We start from the raw sequence: 20,131 nt of genomic DNA on the forward strand, positions 1-20,131 counted from the left end.
CCACATGCGTGCCGCGAGACCGATACATTTGATTGTTTGGAAAAGGTGACTATTTGATGACTTGAGGCAAGTCGCCCAACCGTCTCAAGACGAGTATTTTTACTGATACTTATTGCTGGCGAATGTACTTACCATCCCAGTGCGTGGCGATGAAAAAGACGCTGGTCGAATGACTGCCCAGTAGTCAATGGGGTCGTAATTTCCGGGGCGTATCTGAAATTTCGATCTACATGAGAGATAGGGAGCAGGCATGGCTACGACCGAAAAGAAAATGTCGCGGACGCAGCTCACGGCGATGGTGGTGGGCGGGATGGTCGGCGCAGGCATTTTTTCGCTGCCACGCACGTTCGCCAATGCCACCGGCCCCCTCGGCGCCGTCATCGCCTGGCTGATCGCCGGCACCGGCATGTACATGCTGGCGCGGGTGTTCCAGTCGCTGGCCGAGCGCAAGCCCGATCTGGACGCAGGCGTATATGCCTATGCGAAAGCAGGCTTTGGCGACTATCCGGGTTTCCTCTCGGCCTTCGGCTACTGGATCGGCAGTTGCATCGGCAACGTTTCGTACTGGGTACTGATCAAATCAACCCTTGGCGCATTCTTTCCCGTCTTCGGCGATGGCAACACGGTCACTGCCATCGTCGTCGCGTCCGTCGGCATCTGGTTGTTCCACTTCATGATACTGCGGGGCATCCAGCAGGCCGCGTTCATCAACAGCGTCGTTACGGTGGCCAAGGTCATTCCGATCCTGACCTTCATCGTGATCCTGATTTTTGCCTTCAGGTTCAACATTTTCAGCGGGAACTTCTACGGTGGCGGCCTGGAGGGCGGCATCTTCGAGCAGGTGCGCGCCACCATGCTGGTGACGGTGTTCGTCTTTCTCGGTATCGAGGGCGCGAGCGTGTATTCACGCTACGCGAAGGAACGTTCCGATGTAGGTACGGCCACGATCACCGGCTTTGTCATGGTGACCACGCTGATGGTGCTGGTGACCTTGCTTCCTTATGCCGTGCTGCAACGGGTCGACGTCGCCGGCATGCGCCAGCCATCCATGGCCGCGGTGCTCGAGGCGGTGGTCGGTCACTGGGGTGCGGTCCTCGTCAGCATCGGCTTGCTGGTCTCGGTGTTGGGCGCCTATCTCGCCTGGTCGCTGATCTGCGCCGAGGTGTTGTTCACCGCCGCAAAGACCAAGGACATGCCCTCGGTGTTCGCCAGGGAGAACAAGAACAAGGTGCCGGTAGCGGCTTTGTGGCTGACCAATATCGTCGTCCAGCTGATCGTCATCACCACTTATTGGTCGCGCGATGCGTTCTCGCTGATGCTGAACCTGACCAGCGCGATGGCCCTGATTCCTTTCCTGCTGGTGGCGGGCTATGGCCTGCAGCTGACGAAGCGTGGCGAGACCTATGAGGTGCGCCCGGGTGAGCGCAACCGTGACCTCGTCATCGCGATCGTCGCCACCATCTACACGGCCTTCCTGCTCTACGCCGGAGGCATCAAGTTCATCGTCCTGTCGGCCGTGCTCTATGCGCCCGGTACGGCGCTGTATTTCTGGAGCCAGCGCGAACAGGGCAAGCCCGTCTTCGCCAAGGCATCGGACTGGGTCATTTTCGTGCTTGCGGTTATTGGCGCGCTGGTCGGCATCTATTGGATCGCCACGGGCTACATCCAGATTTAGACGTTCACTAGTTTGAGATCGGAGAACATCATGGCGAGTGGGAAGGCGGGCGAATTTGGTGTGTATTCGGAAGTCGGGCAGTTGCGCAAGGTGATGGTATGTGCGCCAGGTCTCGCGCATTCGCGCCTGACGCCAAGCAACTGCGATGATCTGCTGTTTGACGACGTGCTGTGGGTGGATAACGCCAAGCGCGATCATTTTGATTTCGTCAACAAGATGCGCGACCGCGGCGTCGACGTGGTCGAGATGCACAACTTGCTGGCGGAGACCGTCGCGGTTCCGGAAGGCAAGAAGTGGATTCTGGACAATCAGGTCATACCTAACCAGGTTGGCCTCGGCTTCATCGACGAGCTCAGGAGTTATCTCGAGGGGCTGGAGCATCGCAAGCTCGCCGAAACCTTGCTGGGCGGTTTGTCGACGCACGATTTTCCGGAGGAGGTGGGTGGCAAAGCGCTTGCCGTTGCCCGCGAGGCCGCTGGCGTCACCGAATACCTGCTGCCGCCGCTGCCGAATACCTTGTACACGCGCGACACGACTTGCTGGATTTACGGTGGTGTGACGTTGAATCCGCTGTATTGGCCCGCACGCCACGAAGAGACCATCCTCACCACCGCGATCTACAAGTTCCACCCGGATTTTGCCGGCAAGGTCAACGTGTGGTGGGGCGACCCGACCGAGGACCATGGGCTGGCCACGCTGGAAGGCGGCGACGTGATGCCGATCGGCAAGGGCATCGTGCTGATCGGCATGAGCGAGCGCACTTCGCGCCAGGCCATCAGCCAGCTCGCGGCGACCCTGTTCAAGAAGGGAGCGGCCGAGCGCGTGATCGTGGCGGCGATGCCGAAGATTCGCGCGGCGATGCACCTCGACACGGTGTTCACCTTCGCCGACCGCGATTGCGTGCTGCTTGCGCCGGACTTCCTCGCCCAGACGCGCACGTTCTCCTATCGCCCGAGCAGCCATCCGAGCGGCGTCGAGCTGCACAAGGAAGAAAAGCCATTCGTTGACGTGGTGGCGGAAGGACTGGGACTGAAGAAGTTGCGTGTCATCGAGGCAGGTGGCAGTGACTATCAGCGCGAGCGCACGCAGTGGGACAGCGGCGCCAATCTTGTCTGCGCCTCTCCCGGTGTCGTCTACGCCTACGATCGCAACACCTATACGAACACCTTGCTACGCAAGGCCGGCATCGAAGTGATCACGATCGTCGGCGCGGAATTGGGCCGCGGACGCGGCGGTGGTCATTGCATGACTTGCCCGATTATCCGTGACTCGGTGGACTACTGATGGCTTAACCGCATGGTGGGAGCGACTTCAGTCGCGATGAGACCGTTGCCTCGACCGCTGCTTTCGCGACTGAAGTCGCTCCCACTAAAGAAAAACCACTGGTTCTTCGAGGTGCCCAAGACTACATAGCTCCAATGCCGCTGCCGGATTGTTCTTGGATACGCCCGGGCGGCCACCAAGCCACTTTCAGGAAGACGCCCGTGTCTGCGAACTCCGCGATCAGTCGAGTTGTTCATATTCCTACGGCCCTGGTGCTATGCGCGCTTGCAGTAACTGTGTTGCTGTCGGGGTGTCAGCGCGCCGGGGAAGAGCAGGCCGCTGAAGTCAGGCCGGTGAGAGTCATCACCATCGAACGGCAGATGGTCGGCGACAGCATCTCCTTGACCGGACGCTTGCAGGCGCAGGCCGAAGTCAACGAATCGTTCCGCATCGACGGCCGGCTGATCGAGCGCAACGTCGACGTCGGCGATCGGGTCAGGCCCGGCCAGGTGCTGGCACGGCTGGACCAGATGAATGAGCAGAGCAACCTGCAGTCCGCCAGGGCCCAACTGGCCGCGGCTCAGGCGCAAGGTCTGGAGGCGCGCACCAGTTATACCCGCATGCGCGATCTGCTGGCCGAGCATGCCGTGTCCCGCGCCTCGTTCGAGCAGGCCGAGGCGATGCAGAAGATTACCCAGTCGCAGATCGATTCGGCGCAATCGCTGGTGGAGATCGCCGGGAACCGGCTGAGCTATACCAACCTGATCTCCGATGCCGCCGGCATCGTCACCGCGCGCGGCCCGGAGGCCGGCGAAGTGGTGGCTGCAGGGCGCATGATCGTCCAGGTGGCGCGCGAGGGCGCGGTCGACGCGGTGTTCGATGTGCCGGCAGCGGTCAAGGATGTCGCTCCCGCCAATCCTGACATCCTTGTTTCGCTCGGTGGCGATCCGAAGGTTACAGCCGTCGGCAAGGTGCGGGAGGTGTCGCCCCGCGCCGACCCGGTCACCGGCACGTTCACGGTGCGCGTGCGCCTGATCAATCCGCCGGCGGCGATGCGCCTGGGTAGCACGGTCACGGGGCGGATGAAACTCGACACCGTCCCCGCCCTCGATATTCCGGCCAGCGCCCTGATGCGGCCTGGCGGCAAGCCGGCCGTGTGGATTGTCGATACCAAGACGGGAACGGTGTCCGAGCGCAACGTCGAGCTTCGGGCCTATGACGCCGAGCGCGTCCAGGTTTCGCAAGGGCTGGCCCCTGGGGATGTCATCGTCACCGCCGGTGTGCAGGCGTTGCGGCCAGGACAGAAGGTCCGCTGGACCGAGGCGACAAAATGATCGGCCCGAACCTGTCGGAGTGGGCGCTCGCCAAGCGTTCGCTAGTGGTGTTCCTGATGATCATCTCGGTGATCGCGGGCACCATGGCCTTCCTGAAGCTGGGGCGCGCCGAGGACCCGGTGTTCACTTTCCGCACCATGGTCGTGGTGGCGGCCTGGCCCGGCGCGACGGTCGACGAGACGACCTCGCAGGTCACTGAGCGACTCGAGCGCACGCTGCAGGAAACCAGCCATCTCGACCGCGTGCGCAGCTACACGACGGCCGGGCAGACGACGATCTTCGTGGATCTGAAGCAATCCACGCCACCGGCCGCGGTCCCGGACATCTGGTACCAGGTGCGCAAGAACATTGGGGATATGCGGCAAACGCTGCCGGCCGGCGTGGTCGGGCCATTCTTCAACGACGATTTCGGTGACACCTTCGGCATTATTTACGCGTTTACCGCGGACGGTTATAGCTTCCGCGAATTGCGCGACCGGGTCGAAGGGATCCGCTCGCGCCTGTTGCTGGTGCCGGACGTCTCGAAGATCGAGGTACTGGGCGCGCAGGACGAGCAGATCTTTATCGAGTTCTCGACCGAACGGCTGGCAGGGCTGCGCCTGGACTACCCGACGATCATCGCAGCCTTGCAGGCGCAGAACGTGATCCGGCCTGCTGGCGTACTCCACACCAACCAGGAACGGGTGTTCATGCGGGTCAGTGGCTCCTTCGATTCGGAGCAGGATATTGCCAACGTCAACCTCGTGCTCAGCGGACGCATCATCCGCCTTGGTGATATTGCGACCGTGCGACGTGGCTACACCGATCCGCCGCAGCCGATGTTCAGAGTCAATGGCAAGCCGGCGATCGGACTGGCCATCGCGATGCGCGACGCTGGCGACATCCTCGCGCTCGGACACAATATCAAGGCGGTCATGGCCGACGTCACGGCCAACCTCCCGCACGGCATCGAGCCGACCCTGGTGGCCGACCAGGCGGTGACGGTCGATGTGGCCATCAACGATTTCATGGCCTCGCTGTGGCAGGCCATCATCATCATCCTGGTGTGCAGCTTCGTGAGCCTGGGCGTGCGTCCGGGCATGGTGGTGGCGCTGTCGATCCCGCTGACCTTGGCGATCGTGTTCGCCATCATGGACATCGTGCATATCGACTTGCACCGGGTGTCGCTCGGCGCCTTGATCATTGCGCTGACCCTGCTGGTCGACGATGCGATGACCACGGTCGACGCCATGATCAACCGGCTCGCCGCCGGCGACAGCAAGGATCAGGCGGCCACCTTTGCATACCGGACGCTCGCGGCGCCCATGCTGATCGGCACCCTGGTGACGATTTCCAGCTTCGTGCCGATCGGCTTCGCCCGGAGCTCGGCGGGCGAGTACACGTTCTCGATCTTCGCGGTGGTGGCGATCGCCCTGATCGTGTCCTGGATCGGCGCCGTGATCTTCGCGCCCTTGGTCGGCAAGGCGATCCTGAAGGCGCCCAAGGCGGATGCCCAGGCCAAGCCGAGCAAGTTGACGAATGCCTATGGTGGCTTCCTGAAGGGCGCGATCCGCGCGCGGTGGCTGACCATCGGGCTCACGCTCGCGGCGTTCGTGGTCTCGATGTTCCTGGTCCGCTTCGTCCCGCAGCAGTTCTTCCCGGCCTCGGATCGACCCGAGCTCACCGTCGACCTGACCCTGCGCCAAAACGCTTCGATCTATGCGACCGAGGCCGAGGCCGAGCGTTTCGAAGCGCTGCTGAAGGATGATCCCGACGTCGATCACTTCAGCACCTACGTCGGCCGTGGTGCGGTGCGCTTCATTCTCACGCTCAACGTCCAGCTGGCCAATCCGTTCTTCGCCCAGGTGGTTGTCGTGGCTAAGAATCTGGAGGCGCGCGATCGGCTGCAGCTGAAGCTGGAGAAGGCGCTGGCCGAGCAGTTCCCCGATATTGTCGCGCGCATCTCTCCGCTCGAACTGGGCCCACCGGTGGGATGGCCTTTGCAGTATCGCGTCTCGGGTCCGGACAAGGACGAGGTGCGCAAGATTGCGCTCGACTTCGCCGGCATCCTGGGCTCGGATCCGCGCTCTCGTCACGTGAACTTCGACTGGATGGAACCCGCTCGCCAGATCCAGATCCGCATCAACCAGGATGAGGCACGTCAGCTCGGCATCAGCAGTGCGGCGCTGGCCAGCATCATGAATGCCACCGTCACCGGCACGACGATCACCCAGGTGCGCGACGACATCTATCTGGTCAATGTGGTCGCCCGTGCCAGCGAAGAGCAACGCTTGTCGATCCGGACCCTGAGCACACTGCAGGTGCCCACGCCAAGCGGCAGGATGGTCCCGCTCAGCCAGTTCGCCACCTTTGCGGAAGAGCAGGAGACACCACTGATCTGGCGGCGTAATCGCGTGCCGACACTTACCGTACGCGCGGATGTGCAGCATGGCGTGTTGCCCGATGACGTGGTCGAAGCGCTGGCGCCGAAGATCAACGAGTTCAACACCAAGCTGCCGAAGGACTACAAGGTCGAGACCGGTGGCTTGTACGAGGAGAGTGCGGAATCGAGCGCCTCGGTGTTCGCCGTGGTGCCGTTGATGATCCTGTTGATGCTTATCGTCATGATGGTGCTGCTGGTCAGCTTCAGGCGGCTGGCGATGGTGGTCAGCGTGATGCCGCTGGGCATGATTGGCGTGGTGCTGGCGTTGCTGATCTTCAACCGGCCGCTCGGCTTCGTGGCGATCCTGGGCATCCTGGCCCTGATCGGCATGATTGCCAAGAACGGCGTGATCCTGATCGTGCAGATCGAAACCTATCGCAACGAAGGCATGAGTGTGCTGGATGCGGTGGTGGCGTCGGGCACGTCGCGCATGCGGCCGATGATGCTGACCTCGATCTCGACCGTGTTCGGCCTGATTCCGATCGCGCCGACGGTGTTCTGGGGTTCGATGGCGATTGCCATCATGGGCGGCCTGCTGGTGGCCACGGTGCTGACCCTGATCTTCCTGCCCGCCTTGTACATGGTGGTATTCGGCAAGGAGGAGCGGACACCTGCGCTATCGGGCACAGCGAACGACTCCTCGACGTGAGGGATGAGGGGGACGCCATGAGCCTCATGCGTACATTTGCAGCAATCACGGGGCTAGGCGGCGGAGCGCGCTCCGAACCAGCGCAAGGCGCCGTACTCGATCTCTACGTGGTGGAGCTGGCACATCTGTTCGACGCCATGGATCTGGCGCCGTTGCGCGAACGCGACCTCGACCCAAAAACCGATGCTTTCATTGTCGAATGGGCCCAGGAGCTACCGACGGAACAGTCATTGCACCTGGTCATCCATCTCGGCCATCCGTCCGCCATGGGGCAAGACGCGGACTTGGTGGCAGAGGCCGTGCACGCTTATTACGGTCAACGTGCGCATGTCACCCGGCGAGGATTGAAGAAGCTGTTCCGCGTGGGGCGCATCAGTCTGCTGATCGGTGTTCTGTTCGTCGGCACGGCCACCGTCATCGGCGAAGCACTCATCGCCCTGATGAGCAGGGAGCGCTCTGCAACGCTGATCCAGGACAGCCTGGTGATTGGCGCCTGGGTAGCGCTATGGCGACCGATGGAGATCTTCCTCTATGACTGGTGGCCGATTCGTGCCGAGGCGCGCCTGTTTGAGCGCCTGAGCAAGCTGGATGTCCGCGTGGTGGCCATGACGAGGGAAGGCGGGGTGGCGCCATGAGGCCCGCTGCGGACCAGCGCAAACGGGTGCCGTCGCCGTCGGTCGCCTTCACCGTGCTCGAGCGCGGCCTATTGTTCTTCCTGGTCTGGCTGGTGTTGATGCCTAGTGCGAAGGTGGCCGACCTGGCGGTTGGGCTACTCGCAACGGCACTGGCGACCTGGACCAGCCTGCGCCTGCTGCCACCGGCGTCAGGTCATCTGCGGCTTGGCGCCTTGCTGGCCTTCGTACCGCATTTCATGTGGCAGTCGGTGCTCGCGGGTGTGGACGTCGCCCGTCGGGCCTTCGACCCGCGCATGCCATTGCGACCGGGATTCGTGGTTTACCGCGTGGGTTTTCCGCCAGGCTTGGCGCGCAATGAGTACACGGTGATCACCAGCCTATTGCCGGGCTCGGTGCCCGCCGGCGACGTCGAAGGAGCGATTATTTATCACGCCCTGGACACCAGCCAGCCCGTCGTCGAACAGTTGGCGGAAGAGGAAAGGCGGCTGAGCACGGCCCTGATCAGCGGTGACCACCATGACTGAATTCCTGCTTGCCATGACGTTCTTCGTGGTGGTGATGGTCGCCGTGGGACTGTTTTGCGTATTGCGCGGCGCGAGCAATGCCGACCGCATGATGGCCGTGCAATTGTTCGGCACCGGCGGTATCGCGGCCCTGCTGTTGGTGGGCGTGGCGAATGGCACGGAGGGCGTGATCGACGTGGTGCTGACGTTGGCGGTGCTGGCGGCATTCGCGGCGGTGGCCTTCGTCAAGGCCGATGAGTCGTCGGCGAAAGACGAAAACCGAACGGAGCAGGGGCCATGAAGATCGCCGCCGACATCTTCACGATCGTCGCCATCCTCACCGGCGGCTTCTTTTTTCTCGCCGGCACGGTCGGCCTGTTGCGTTTTCCGGACACGCTCACGCGACTGCACGCGCTGACCAAGGCCGACAATCTCGGACTAGGCCTGGTGGTGCTGGGGCTGGCGCCACAGACCGGCAGTGTGCTCGCTGGGCTGAAAATGATCCTGGTCTGGCTGCTGGTCCTGCTCGCGTCCGCCACGGTCTCTCAACTCATTGCGCGTTCCGCGCGCCGTCATGGGCCGCATCCATGAACATCGCGCTCAACCTCGCCCTGATCTTGCTGCTGCTGGCGCTCGCCTTCTGGACGGTTGTCGCCCGTGAGACGTTCGCGGCCGTGGCGGGTTTCGTTTCCTATGGCTTGCTGCTGACCCTGGCCTGGGTGGCGCTCTCGGCGGTCGACGTCGCGTTGACCGAAGCGGCCATCGGTGCGGGCCTTACCGGCGCGCTGTTGATCGGCGCGGCATCGCGCTTGCGCAAAACCGAGGCGGCCGCCCGTGCCGAACGGCCTGACCCGGCAACGCGTGTGCTGGCGGCCATCGTCGCCACCGCGGTTGCCGCGGCCATCGCTGCCTGCGTTCTGCTGCTGCCGGATCCCGCGCCGACTTTGGTGCCGGAAGTGGCGCGCAACATTGCCTCGACCGGCGTGGGCAACCCGATCACCGCGGTGCTGATGTCATTCCGTGCCATGGATACCTTGCTCGAAGCGATCGTGCTGTTGTTTGGATTGCTCGGCATCTGGTCACTCGGGTCCGACCGCTACTGGGGCGGCCGGCCGGGACTGGCACCCGTGGCCGAACCCAATGGCATCCTGGCCTATATGGCGCGCGTGCTGCCGCCGATCGGTATCGTGGTTGGCATCTACATTCTTTGGGTGGGCGCGGACTATCCGGGCGGTAAGTTTCAAGGCGGCACCGTGCTTGCCGCGATGTGGTTGCTGCTGATGATGTCCGGGCTGCTCGATGCGCCCGCGGTGAGCCAGCGCTGGGTACGGCTGGCGCTGATTGCGGGGCCGGCCGCTTTCATTCTGGTGGGCTTGCTCGGCGTATTCGTGGCGAACGCTTTTCTGGCCTATCCCGAAGGCCTCGCCAAGCCCCTGATCATTGTCATCGAGGTGGCGCTGCTGCCATCGCTGGCCGTCACCTTGACCCTGCTGCTGATCGGTCCGCCACAACGAGCGGGATCGCCCCCATGAGCGCACCGACGCTGTTTGGACTGTGCGCCGCCGTGCTGGTGGGCTTTGGGCTGTACGGCCTGATGGTTCATCCGCAGCCGCTGCGCAAAGTGCTGTCCTTCAACTTGATTGGCAACGGCGTGTTCCTCGTCTGTGCGGTCATTGCACGGCGCGGCGCGAGCGCTGGTTTCGGCGGCGATCCGGTGCCGCAGGCGTTGCTGATCACGGCCATCGTGGTGGCTTTCGCGGCCTCCGCGCTCGCCGTCGCGCTGATGTTGCGCCAGTTCGACGAGACCGGATCGAGCTCGCTCTCGTCCGAGGTGGCTCCCGCGCCGGCGAAGTCTCCTGCCAAGGGCGAGGCCTGAGTGTCACCCACAGCGCCAGCGAACCTGACGACGCCGGGCGGCCTGCTGCTGGTGCTGGCGGTGCTGCTGCCTTTCGTCGGCGTGCTGCTCGGCTTGCTGTTCGGCGGCCGGCATGCACAACGGGTGGCCTGGCTGACGATACTGGTTGGCATCGGCATCGTGTTTGCGATGGTGCAGGCCTTGCTGAAATCGGGTGCGTCGCTGGTCTATCTGTTGGGTGGTTGGACGCCACCCTTAGGTGTTGCCTTGCGCGCGGATGGCCTCTCGGTGTGCATGATGCTGGTGGTCGCCATCGTCGTTGGCGTCGTGGGCATCTACGCGAATGGTGATTTCGGCACGCCCGATGGTCAGCGCGAAGCGCGCGGCCCGCTCGCGTTCTGGCTGTTATTGCTCGCGGTATGGGGCTCGCTCAACCTGATCTTCGTAAGCGGCGACATATTCACACTGTACGTCGCACTCGAACTGCTGACCTTTGCCGGCGTGCCGCTGGTCGCTCTCGATGGCCGCGCCGAAACCTTGCAGGCGGCACTGCGCTATTTGCTTTACGCCTTGCTCGGCTCGATGTTCTACCTGTTGGGTTGTTTCTTGCTCTACGGCGCGTACGGCACGCTCGATATGGCCTTGCTGGCCGCACGGATCGGGCCGCATCCCATCGCATGGATAGCGGTGGCGTTGATGACCGCTGGCCTGCTGGCCAAGACCGCCCTGTTCCCGCTGCATTTGTGGCTGCCGCCCGCGCATGCGGGCGCGCCGGCGGCGGCCAGCGCGCTGCTTTCCGCGCTGGTGATCAAGGGCGCCTGGTTCCTGGTGGTGCGGCTGTGGGTCGACGTGTTCCCAGGCATCGTGAGCCTGCCTGCGGCGCAGCTGCTTGCAGCGCTTGGCGCCTCGGCGATCATCGTCGGCAATGTGGTGGCGCTGCGGCAAGCGCGGCTAAAGCTACTTATTGCCTATTCGACGGTAGCCCAGATCGGCTATCTGTTCCTGATGTTTCCGCTGGTGGCGGCGCTCAATGCAGCGCGGCTCGACAGTGCATCGGCGGTCACGGGCGGCTTGCTGCAGGCCATCTCGCACGCGACCGCGAAGGCGGCCATGTTCATGGCGGCAGGGCTGATCTACAGCACGCTTGGTCACGACCGCGTGGCCGACCTGCGTGGCGCCGGACGAGCCTTGCCGATGACCATGACCGCGTTCGCGCTGGCGGGCGCATCGCTGATTGGCTTGCCGCCCTCGGGTGGCTTCCTGGCCAAGTGGTTGCTGCTGTCGGCCGCCATCGCCACGGCGCAATGGTGGTGGGTGTTGGTGATGCTGGTAGGTGGTCTGCTCACCAGTGCCTATGTTTTCATGGTGGTGGTTCGCGCCATGGCGCCCGCTGCGCCTGGCTGGTCGCCGAAGAAGCAGGTGCCGGGTTATCAGCAGGCGGCCGTGTTGGGGTTGGCGTTGTGTTCCTTCTTGCTGGGGCTGGCGGCGTTGTTGCCTGTCGATATCGCGCAGATTGGCCGCACGGTCGTGCCGCTGGTGGGTTCGCCATGAACACCACCGAGTTCCTTCTCGCCGCCAGCATGGGCCTGCCGCTGTTACTGCTCTTGGCCTGTGTATGGCCAAGCCTGCGCCGCCGCATGCCGGCCTGGTTCGTGCTTGCTCCGCTGCCGGCCCTTGCCGCTGCCGTGTACGCCGACCATGCATCCATGCTGGTGCTCGGTAATGGGCGCTTCGCCCTGCGTTTTGCGCTCGACCTGCCGGGCGCGATGCTGCTCGGTTGCGCCGCCGTGCTGTGGTCGCTCGCGGGCATGTTTGCCCAACGCTGTCTGCGTGGGCGAACGGACGGCGATGGTCTGGTGGTGTGCTGGCTGATGAGTTTGACCGGTTGCATTGGGGTCTTCCTGGCCGCCGATATGATCGGCTTCTATTTCCTGCTCGCCGTGCTCAGCGTGGGCGCCAGCGGATTGGTGCTGCAGGGCGAAGGTCCGCAAGCGGTCCGCGCCAGTGCGATCTATCTCGGACTCGCCTTGCTGGCCGAGGCGTTTCTGCTGGCGGGACTGATCCTGCTGGCGCAGGTCACGCCGGACGGCAGCCTGTTGATCCGCGACGCGGCAGCGGCCTTGCCGCACTCGCCGTGGCGTGACGCAACCTTGTTGTTGCTGCTGATCGGCCTGGGCATGAAGGCCGGCCTGGTACCGCTGCATTTCTGGATGCCGCTGGCCTACGGCGAAGCGCCGATACCTGCAGCGGCGGTGATGAGTGGCGCCGTGGTCAAGGCCAGCATCCTTGCCTTGATCCGTTTCCTGCCATGGGGCGTGGCACTGCCCGAGGTCGGGCACGCGTTGGCGGTGATCGGCCTGTTCGGCGCTATCTACGGCGTGATCATCGGCCTGACCCAGTCGCACCCCAAAGTCATCCTGGCCTATTCGAGCGTCAGCCAGATGGGCTTCCTGGTGGCGGTGATCGGCATGGGGCTGGCAGCGGGCGATACCGGCACGGCATGGGCGGCGGCCTTCTATGCCGCGCATCACTTGCTGGTGAAGGGCGCACTCTTCCTTGCCGTTGGCGTCGTAATGCTGACCGGCCAGCGACATCGTTGGCCGATGCTGGTGCCCGCGGCCGTCATCGCCCTGGGACTGGGCGGTCTGCCGCTGACCGGCGGTGCGCTCACCAAATACGCGGCCAAGGACTTGCTGGGCAATGACCTTGCCGGCTCGGTGGCGGTGGTGTCGTCGGTGGCCACGACGATGCTGATGATCCATTTCCTGCGCCGCCTCAGCAGCATGACGGCCGCCGAACCCGATGCTCGCGCTCCCGCAGCGATGACGGGATCGTGGCTGGCCATGGCGCTGGCCTCGCTGGTCATTCCATGGGCGCTTTATCTGGCGATTCCCATCGACACGCTGCCGAAAGCCGTTGCGCCAGCTGCCCTGTGGGCCGCGCTATGGCCGGTGCTGGTCGGTGCGCTGCTGGCGTTCGGACTGGATCGGCTTCGGACGCGGATACCCAGGGTGCCCGCGGGCGATGTGGGCGAGGTCTTGTATCCACTGGAAGACGCCAGCGTGGCGACAGGGGGTCTGCTCGAGCGCGTGGATGCGTTCGCGCGCCGCTGGGTCGTGTCATGTATTGCCTTGTTGCTGGTGTCGCTGTTGTTCGGCTGGACGCTGATGGTGGTGGGTTGATGCGTTCGCGCGAATTCATCACACGCCAGCGCGCACATTAGACGCGGTAAAGCCTGTACGGATCCGTTTGTTTGAACGGGGAATACGCCATGAGAAGGTTGACCTTAATGATGCTCGCCGCCGCCTCGGTTGCCGTTACCGGCTGCATCATGGTGGGGCCGAATTACCAGCGACCTGCGGTGCAGGCGCCGGAGCAGTGGCGCATCGACCTGCCCAAGGCCGAGGAAGTCGTCAACACGAAATGGTGGGAGCAGTTCGGCGATCCGGTGCTGAACCAGCTCATCGAAACGGCGCTGCGCGACAACCTGGATGTGCGCGTCGCGGCCGCGCGGGTGGATCAATTCATCGGCTTGCTGCGCTCATCGCGGGCGCAGGCCTTGCCGCAGATCGGTTACGGTGCCGATGTCAGTCGCAGCAGGGCCAGCCAGGTCGGGCAGCCGCCACTCCCATCCGGCGTCAATCCGGAGTTCAATCTTTATCAGGGAACGCTGTCCGCCGCCTGGCAAATCGATTTGTTCGGGCGCGTAAGACGCCTCAACGAGGCGGCGCAGGCGCAGGTGTATGCCAGCGAACAGGCCCAGCGAGGCGTCGTGCTGTCGCTGGTGTCGGGCGTCGCCAATAGCTATATCACCCTGCGTGGACTGGATCGCCAGCGTGAAATCGCGGTGGCGACGGCGGCCAACTTTGGCGAGACCATGCGCATCTTTGAGTTGCGCTACAAGTCGGGACTGGTGTCCGAAACGGAAGTATCGCAAGTGCGCTCGCAGTTCAAACTGGCGCAAACAGCGATACCGGCCATCGAGCAGCAAATCGCCATCCTGGAAAACGGCCTCTCCATCCTGCTGGGGCACGATCCGGGCCCGATCCCACGCGGCAAGTCGATCGACGAGCTGATGCTTCCGGTCATCCCGGCCGATATACCCTCGGTCGTGTTGGAACGGCGTCCGGATATCCTGCAGGCCGAGCAGAATCTGGTCGCCGCCAATGCCAATGTCGGCGCCACGCGTGCGCTTTACTACCCGAACATCTCGCTGACCGGCGTGCTCGGCTCGATAAGCACAGCCTTCGGCGACTTCCTGACCGGTCCGGCCCAGGCGTGGTCGGTGGGCGCGGGGCTGGCCGGGCCGATTTTCACCTCGGGAGCGATCCGTGGGCAGGTGCGGTCCGCCGAAGCACAGAAGCAACAGGCTGAGCTGTTCTACCAGCAAGCCATACTGAACGCGTTTGGCGATACCAACAATGCGCTGATCGGCGCGCAGAAGACGATCGAGCAGGTCGGTTTGCAGCAGCAGCGCGTGGATTCGTTGCGGGAATATGCACGGCTCTCGCGCCTCAAGTTCGAGAACGGGCTGATCGGTTATATCGACGTGCTGGTTTCCGAGAATGACCTGTTCGCCGCCGAGCTGTCGCTGGCTAGCCTGAGTGCGCAACGCTATACGCAGGTGGTGAGCGTGTACCAGGCGATGGGCGGGGGATGGGTGGATATCGCCGATTCCATGACGCCCGTGCCGCTGGGTTCGGTTCAGGGGCGCAAGTAGCCGACCATGCCTGGTCGGTCGCGGGAATAGCCGGCCGATGACGCACTCATAACACTGGTTTTGCGATACAAATGGCAGGTCTACAGGGATACGAGCCATGATCGAACAGATTCAAGGATTGCCGCCGGGCACACTGGGATTTCGCGCCAGTGGGCAGGTGACGGCGGCTGATTACGAGCGGGTACTGGTGCCGGACATCGAGGCGGCGTTTGCGTTGAATCGCAAATTGCGGCTGCTTTATCACGTGGGCCCCGATTTCACCGGCTTCGATCCGGGTGCGATGTGGGACGACGTCATGCTCGGTTTTCGGCATTTCAGCGGCTGGGAGCGCGTGGCCCTGGTCACCGATGTGGGCTGGCTGCGCATAGCGGCGACGGCCATGGGCTTTGCTGTGCCGGCCGAGTTCCGGCTCTTCAGCAATGCCGAACTGGTGCTTGCCATCGACTGGATACGTGAGCCGAAGCCAGCGACGGAAGAAGAGAACAAATGAAACTGTTTGCAGGGTGCTTGTCACCGACCACGGCTTGTGTTGAAGTCGGCCTCATGTCCTGCATTCGCGCCTGTTTCCTTTCCATGATGGCTACCGCCGCTTCTGCGACGGCAAGCGCTCAAGCGTGTGCGCTGAATAACAACGCCAATAATAATACCCGCATCGACGGGTGGGCCGGCGTGTAAGCAGAAACTGCAAACATTCACGCAAAAAGGCCCGCTCCCAGCGGGCCTTTTTGTTTTTCCGCCACACGAAAAAACAATCAAGGGATCTGTGTCATGTGTTCGATCTTCGGCATGTTCGACCTGCAGCCAGGCGATGACCTGGCGGCGCTGCGCCAGCAGGCGCTGGAACTCTCGCAACGCCAGCGTCATCGCGGCCCGGACTGGAGCGGCGTGTTCGTCGACGCTGGCGTGATCCTGGTGCACGAGCGTCTGGCGATCGTCGATCCGGCCAGTGGCGCGCAGCCGCTGCGCTCACGCGATGGTGCGCTGGCCTTGGCGGTGAACGGCGAGATCTACAACCACCGCGATGTGCGCGCCGCCAGCGGCTATGACTTCACCACAGGCTCGGATTGCGAAGTCATCAATGCGTTGTATCGCGAGCAGGCCGATGCGGCTGAATGGGTATCCAGACTCAACGGCATCTTTGCGTTTGCATTGTGGGATAGCGAGGCGGCCCGCTACGTCATCGCCCGCGATCCAATCGGTGTCTGCCCGTTGTACTGGGGGCACGATGGCGAAGGGCGGCTTTGCGTGGCCTCGGAGATGAAGGCGCTATCAAGCCTTTGCGCCGACGTGGCGCCGTTTCCGCCTGGCCATGTCTATGACAGCGCCGATGGCGAACTGCGCCGCTACTACCACAAGCCTTGGCGCGACTATGCCCATACGAAGGGTCAGGATGTTTCATTAGGTGATTTGCGCGAGGCATTCGAGCAGGCCGTGCATCGCCAGCTGATGACGGACGTGCCCTACGGCGTGCTGCTTTCCGGTGGGCTGGATTCCTCGCTGGTCGCTGCCTGCGCTGCGCGTTTCGCGCGTCACCGCGTCGAGGATGACGACCGCGCCGAGGCGTGGTGGCCGCGCCTGCATTCGTTTGCTATCGGCCTGGAAGGCTCGCCCGACCTGGCTGCCGCACAAGTCGCCGCGGATGCGCTGGGCACGGTGCATCACGGCTTCATCTATACGTTCTGGGAAGGGCTGGATGCGCTGCCCGAAGTGATCCGCCATATCGAGACCTACGACGTCACCACCATTCGCGCGTCCACGCCGATGTATCTGCTTGCGCGCAGGATCAAGGCAATGGGCGTGAAGATGGTGCTGTCCGGCGAAGGTTCGGACGAGATCTTTGGCGGCTACCTGTATTTCCACAAGGCGCCATCGGCTGAAGCCTTCCACGAGGAAACCGTGCGCAAGCTCGACGCGTTGCACAGCTACGACTGCCTGCGCGCCAACAAATCGATGATGGCCTGGGGCGTGGAGGCGCGTGTGCCGTTTCTCGACCTGGAGTTTCTCGATGTGGCGATGGGCATGGATGCGTGTCACAAGATGGCGGGCAAGGGGCGCATCGAGAAAGCGGTTTTGCGCGAGGCGTTCCAAGGTGCGCTGCCGGACGAGATTCTGTGGCGCCAGAAGGAACAGTTCAGCGATGGCGTAGGCTACGGCTGGATCGATGGCCTCAAGGCGCATGCGGAGCAGGCAGTGAGCGATCGGGAGTTTGCGGCGGCCGCCACGCGCTTCCCGCACAACACGCCCGCGACCAAGGAGGCCTATTTGTACCGCCGTATCTTCGAGCGTTTCTATCCGGGGCAGGCGTGCGCGGCAACGGTGCCGGGTGGCAAGTCCATCGCCTGTTCGTCGCCAGCGGCGCTGGCATGGGATCCGGCGTTTGCGAATGCGGCGGACCCGTCTGGGCGCGCAGTCCGCGACGTGCATCAGCAGGCGTTGGTGTAGCGCACTAACTTCCTCTCCCCCCCCGGGGCACGCGGGGAGGGGCCATGGATGGCCCCGGCTTTGAGGAGCGAGGAGAGGATTGAGGTGAGGGGCGGGTGCTCGCGATGACGTAGCTACGAAGCAGGCTTCGGATAGGGGTTATCGCAAGATTGGCCCCTCACCCCAGCCCTCTCCCCGGAGGGGAGAGGGAGCCAGGGCATCAGCTCTCGTCCAAGTCCCCACTGCGCGAAAGCAACACGGCAATCGGTCTCGTGCCGGGGAATTCCGAGAACACCATAGCCAGGCAGGCTGTGATCGGCACCGCGAGAAAAGCGCCGGGGATGCCCCATAGTGCGCTCCAAACCGTGAGACTGATCAGGATGGCGAATGGGCTGAGATTCAGCGAATTCCCCATCAGGTACGGGTCGAGGAAATTCCCGATGAAGAACTGCGGCACGGCGAGCGCAAGCGCCAGCATCAGCACCGTGTCCGTATCGCCATACTGGACGACGGCGAAGGCCACCGGCAGGAACACGCTAAGAAACGAGCCGATATACGGTACGTAATTCAGCAGCGTGATCAACACCGCCCAGAACGCGGCCAGCTCCAGTCCGAAGAACGCCATGATCGCCCAGCTGACCAGGCCGATCAGCAGGCTGAGCAGGGTCTTCAGCGCCAGGTAGGTGCCCACGCGCTGGTTGATATGCACGATGATTTTTTCGAGTTGCGCCACGTTGTGCGGTTGATCCGAGAGATGCGCCAGCTTGTTGGGCAGGTTGCCCTTCTCGACCAGCAGGAAGGCGACGTAGAGGAACACCACGATCAGGCTGGCGGCGATCGAGGTGACGGACATCACGGTGGAGCCGATCAGGCGTTGCATATTGACCTGGCCAAGCAGGTCGCGACGCAAGGTGGCCCAGGTGGGCTCGGACTCGAAGCCGAATCTGGCGGCGCCTTTCTGGATCATGTTCAGCAAGGTGGCCTGGTACTGCGGGGCCAGGGTCGCGACTCGGGTGAGGTTGGTCATGATCAGGGACGCCATGGCCATCAAGGCCAGCGCGATCACCACGATCGACAGCGCGTAGTTCACCTGCATGGGGATGCGCGGGCCGACTACCGGGATGCGGTAGAGCAGGCGGGTCAGGCCGACGATCACGTAGACCACCAGGATGCTCAGCACCACGGGCTCGAAGATCTTCTTGCCGACATGCAGCACCCACCCCACGGCCATCGCGAATACAACGCCATAGACCAGGGACTGGAATCGCTCGTTCATGCGGGCATGGGTCCGGGCAAAGGGGGCGCCTGGTGCGGGCCGGGCTGCATCTAGCCTTGCCGTCGGTGACCGACCGTGTCGGAGCCTTACCGGTCCCGCGACTTTTTTATGTGAAATTGCCAGCAGGCCGAGGCCCGCCCGGCCGCGCCGCGCCTTAGCGGCACATCGGGGACCTCTGTTATCCTAAAGGGCTGCTGATACGGAAGCTCAACCCAAATGATCGAAATCAATCCGATCCTTGCGCAGATCGCGGACCTCAAGGGCCGCGTCGAGTCGCTTAGGGGGTATCTTTGACTACGCCACCAAGCGTGAGCGCCTCGAAGAAGTAAGCCGCGAACTGGAAAGCCCCACGGTGTGGGACGATCCGCCGCGCGCGCAGGAGCTGGGCCGCGAACGCGCCCGCCTGGAAACCGTCGTCAGTGGCATCGACACCATGACCGCAGCCCTGATCGACGCCGGCGAGTTGCTGGAAATGGCGGCCGCCGACAACGACGAAGACACCGCCAACTCGGTAGTCGCTGACCTGCGCGGCCTCGATGCCAAGGTGAGCAAGCTGGAATTCCAGCGCATGTTCTCCGGCAAGATGGACGCCAACAACGCCTTCGTGGACATCCAGGCCGGCGCCGGTGGCACCGAAGCGCAGGACTGGGCCGAAATATTGCTGCGCATGTACCTGCGCTGGTGCGAATCGCGCGGCTGGAAGACCGAGTTGATGGAAGTCAGTGGTGGCGAAGTGGCCGGCATCAAGTCCGCCACCTTCCGTGTGGAAGGCGACTACGCCTACGGCTGGCTGAAGACCGAGATCGGCGTGCACCGCCTGGTGCGCAAGAGCCCGTTCGATTCGGACAACCGCCGCCACACCAGCTTTACCTCGGTGTTCGTGTCGCCGGAAGTCGATGACGATATCGACATCGATATCAATCCGGCCGATCTGCGCACCGATGTGTACCGTTCGTCCGGTGCCGGTGGCCAGCACGTGAACAAGACCGAGTCGGCCGTGCGTATCACGCACATACCGACCAATACGGTGGTGGCCTGCCAGACCCAGCGCAGCCAGCACGCCAATCGCGACCACGCCATGAAGATGCTCGCGGCCAAGCTGTACGAGCTTGAACTGCAAAAGCGCAATGCCGAGAAGGACGCGCTGGAAGCGAGCAAGTCAGACATCGGCTGGGGCAGCCAGATCCGTAACTACGTGCTCGACCAGAGCCGTATCAAGGACCTGCGCACCGGCATCGAGCGCTCGGATACGCAGAAAGTGCTCGATGGCGACCTGGATGAATTTATCGAGGCCAGCCTCAAGTCTGGCCTGGATGCGGGTGCCAAGCGAGTGGACGCATAATCGCCAAGTCATTGAACAATCCGATCATCGACGAGG

The 20,131-nt window shown here is 63.3% G+C and carries 18 protein-coding genes; 17 read left to right on the top strand and 1 reads right to left on the bottom strand.

The features are described 5' to 3' along the window. Nucleotides 1-250 precede the first annotated feature (250 nt). The 16 genes from ACT01B_RS09480 to asnB all read left to right on the top strand — a co-directional run bounded on the left by ACT01B_RS09480 (nt 251) and on the right by asnB (nt 17,498). Entirely contained in the window at nt 251-1,675 is a 1,425-nt protein-coding gene (locus ACT01B_RS09480) for a basic amino acid/polyamine antiporter (RefSeq protein ID WP_445147102.1), read from the top strand. A gap of 30 nt (nt 1,676-1,705) precedes the next feature. After that, the gene (arcA, locus tag ACT01B_RS09485) at nt 1,706-2,959 is read left to right on the top strand and encodes an arginine deiminase (protein WP_445147103.1); all 1,254 of its coding nucleotides are present in this window, start codon (nt 1,706-1,708) and stop codon (nt 2,957-2,959) included. A 200-nt stretch (nt 2,960-3,159) separates the two neighbouring features. Further along, nucleotides 3,160-4,272: an efflux RND transporter periplasmic adaptor subunit gene (locus ACT01B_RS09490; protein WP_445147104.1), complete on the top strand. Its 1,113-nt coding sequence runs from the start codon at nt 3,160-3,162 to the stop codon at nt 4,270-4,272. Next, entirely contained in the window at nt 4,269-7,343 is a 3,075-nt protein-coding gene (locus ACT01B_RS09495; RefSeq protein WP_445147105.1) for an efflux RND transporter permease subunit, read from the top strand. Before ACT01B_RS09490 ends, ACT01B_RS09495 begins: the two co-directional genes overlap by 4 nt. Before the next feature lie 17 nt (nt 7,344-7,360). Beyond that, nucleotides 7,361-7,978, top strand: a complete 618-nt coding sequence (locus ACT01B_RS09500) for a hypothetical protein (protein ID WP_445147106.1) — start codon at nt 7,361-7,363, stop codon at nt 7,976-7,978. Further along, nucleotides 7,975-8,502, top strand: coding sequence for a Na+/H+ antiporter subunit E (locus ACT01B_RS09505; protein ID WP_445147107.1), 528 nt, complete (start codon nt 7,975-7,977; stop codon nt 8,500-8,502). Before ACT01B_RS09500 ends, ACT01B_RS09505 begins: the two co-directional genes overlap by 4 nt. Further along, nucleotides 8,495-8,782, top strand: coding sequence for a monovalent cation/H+ antiporter complex subunit F (locus ACT01B_RS09510; RefSeq protein WP_445147108.1), 288 nt, complete (start codon nt 8,495-8,497; stop codon nt 8,780-8,782). The genes ACT01B_RS09505 and ACT01B_RS09510 overlap by 8 nt, the downstream gene beginning before the upstream one ends. Then, a complete protein-coding gene (locus ACT01B_RS09515; protein WP_445147109.1) occupies nt 8,779-9,072 on the top strand; it encodes a cation:proton antiporter in 294 nt (97 codons plus the stop codon). The genes ACT01B_RS09510 and ACT01B_RS09515 overlap by 4 nt, the downstream gene beginning before the upstream one ends. Beyond that, on the top strand, nt 9,069-10,013 hold the full coding sequence (locus ACT01B_RS09520) for a hydrogenase subunit MbhD domain-containing protein (RefSeq protein ID WP_445147110.1): 945 nt from the start codon (nt 9,069-9,071) through the stop codon (nt 10,011-10,013). Before ACT01B_RS09515 ends, ACT01B_RS09520 begins: the two co-directional genes overlap by 4 nt. Beyond that, nucleotides 10,010-10,357 (top strand): NADH-quinone oxidoreductase subunit K, encoded by a 348-nt coding sequence (locus tag ACT01B_RS09525; RefSeq protein ID WP_445147111.1) that lies wholly within the window; start codon nt 10,010-10,012, stop codon nt 10,355-10,357. The genes ACT01B_RS09520 and ACT01B_RS09525 overlap by 4 nt, the downstream gene beginning before the upstream one ends. Further along, nucleotides 10,358-11,887, top strand: coding sequence for a complex I subunit 5 family protein (locus ACT01B_RS09530; RefSeq protein ID WP_445147112.1), 1,530 nt, complete (start codon nt 10,358-10,360; stop codon nt 11,885-11,887). Then, nucleotides 11,884-13,518 carry a proton-conducting transporter transmembrane domain-containing protein gene (locus tag ACT01B_RS09535; RefSeq protein WP_445147113.1) on the top strand — a complete coding sequence of 545 codons (1,635 nt, stop codon included), beginning with the start codon at nt 11,884-11,886 and terminating at the stop codon, nt 13,516-13,518. The genes ACT01B_RS09530 and ACT01B_RS09535 overlap by 4 nt, the downstream gene beginning before the upstream one ends. Nucleotides 13,519-13,607: 89 nt before the next feature. Next, entirely contained in the window at nt 13,608-15,056 is a 1,449-nt protein-coding gene (locus tag ACT01B_RS09540; protein ID WP_445147114.1) for an efflux transporter outer membrane subunit, read from the top strand. Between the two features lie 97 nt (nt 15,057-15,153). Continuing rightward, nucleotides 15,154-15,546: an STAS/SEC14 domain-containing protein gene (locus ACT01B_RS09545; protein WP_445147115.1), complete on the top strand. Its 393-nt coding sequence runs from the start codon at nt 15,154-15,156 to the stop codon at nt 15,544-15,546. Continuing rightward, nucleotides 15,543-15,731: a hypothetical protein gene (locus tag ACT01B_RS09550; protein WP_445147116.1), complete on the top strand. Its 189-nt coding sequence runs from the start codon at nt 15,543-15,545 to the stop codon at nt 15,729-15,731. The genes ACT01B_RS09545 and ACT01B_RS09550 overlap by 4 nt, the downstream gene beginning before the upstream one ends. A 93-nt stretch (nt 15,732-15,824) precedes the next feature. Then, the gene (gene asnB, locus ACT01B_RS09555) at nt 15,825-17,498 is read left to right on the top strand and encodes an asparagine synthase B (protein ID WP_445147117.1); all 1,674 of its coding nucleotides are present in this window, start codon (nt 15,825-15,827) and stop codon (nt 17,496-17,498) included. 199 nt (nt 17,499-17,697) lie between these two features. Here asnB and ACT01B_RS09560 read toward each other — a convergent pair whose 3' ends face one another. Further along, on the bottom strand, nt 17,698-18,753 hold the full coding sequence (locus ACT01B_RS09560) for an AI-2E family transporter (RefSeq protein WP_445147118.1): 1,056 nt from the start codon (nt 18,751-18,753) through the stop codon (nt 17,698-17,700). Between the two features lie 216 nt (nt 18,754-18,969). Between ACT01B_RS09560 and prfB the strand changes: the two genes are divergently transcribed. Then, nucleotides 18,970-20,095 (top strand): peptide chain release factor 2 gene (prfB, locus tag ACT01B_RS09565; protein WP_445147119.1). Its coding sequence is split into 2 segments (ribosomal slippage): nt 18,970-19,044 and nt 19,046-20,095, totalling 1,125 coding nucleotides; the frame shifts between segments, so codons are not numbered across the junction. The last annotated feature ends 36 nt before the right edge of the window (nt 20,096-20,131 follow it).

This window comes from Dyella sp. Tek66A03, from assembly GCF_052567735.1.

Excerpts from the sequence above, each read along its gene's own strand:
- ACT01B_RS09520 (WP_445147110.1), top strand. The coding sequence starts at position 9,069 with ATGAACATCGCGCTCAACCTCGCCCTGATCTTGCTGCTGCTGGCGCTC.
- ACT01B_RS09495 (WP_445147105.1), top strand. The coding sequence starts at position 4,269 with ATGATCGGCCCGAACCTGTCGGAGTGGGCGCTCGCCAAGCGTTCGCTA.
- ACT01B_RS09560 (WP_445147118.1), bottom strand. The coding sequence starts at position 18,753 with ATGAACGAGCGATTCCAGTCCCTGGTCTATGGCGTTGTATTCGCGATG.
- ACT01B_RS09535 (WP_445147113.1), top strand. The coding sequence starts at position 11,884 with ATGAACACCACCGAGTTCCTTCTCGCCGCCAGCATGGGCCTGCCGCTG.
- ACT01B_RS09505 (WP_445147107.1), top strand. The coding sequence starts at position 7,975 with ATGAGGCCCGCTGCGGACCAGCGCAAACGGGTGCCGTCGCCGTCGGTC.
- ACT01B_RS09545 (WP_445147115.1), top strand. The coding sequence starts at position 15,154 with ATGATCGAACAGATTCAAGGATTGCCGCCGGGCACACTGGGATTTCGC.
- ACT01B_RS09525 (WP_445147111.1), top strand. The coding sequence starts at position 10,010 with ATGAGCGCACCGACGCTGTTTGGACTGTGCGCCGCCGTGCTGGTGGGC.
- ACT01B_RS09510 (WP_445147108.1), top strand. The coding sequence starts at position 8,495 with ATGACTGAATTCCTGCTTGCCATGACGTTCTTCGTGGTGGTGATGGTC.
- ACT01B_RS09515 (WP_445147109.1), top strand. The coding sequence starts at position 8,779 with ATGAAGATCGCCGCCGACATCTTCACGATCGTCGCCATCCTCACCGGC.
- ACT01B_RS09500 (WP_445147106.1), top strand. The coding sequence starts at position 7,361 with ATGAGCCTCATGCGTACATTTGCAGCAATCACGGGGCTAGGCGGCGGA.
- asnB (WP_445147117.1), top strand. The coding sequence starts at position 15,825 with ATGTGTTCGATCTTCGGCATGTTCGACCTGCAGCCAGGCGATGACCTG.
- ACT01B_RS09550 (WP_445147116.1), top strand. The coding sequence starts at position 15,543 with ATGAAACTGTTTGCAGGGTGCTTGTCACCGACCACGGCTTGTGTTGAA.
- ACT01B_RS09540 (WP_445147114.1), top strand. The coding sequence starts at position 13,608 with ATGAGAAGGTTGACCTTAATGATGCTCGCCGCCGCCTCGGTTGCCGTT.
- arcA (WP_445147103.1), top strand. The coding sequence starts at position 1,706 with ATGGCGAGTGGGAAGGCGGGCGAATTTGGTGTGTATTCGGAAGTCGGG.
- ACT01B_RS09480 (WP_445147102.1), top strand. The coding sequence starts at position 251 with ATGGCTACGACCGAAAAGAAAATGTCGCGGACGCAGCTCACGGCGATG.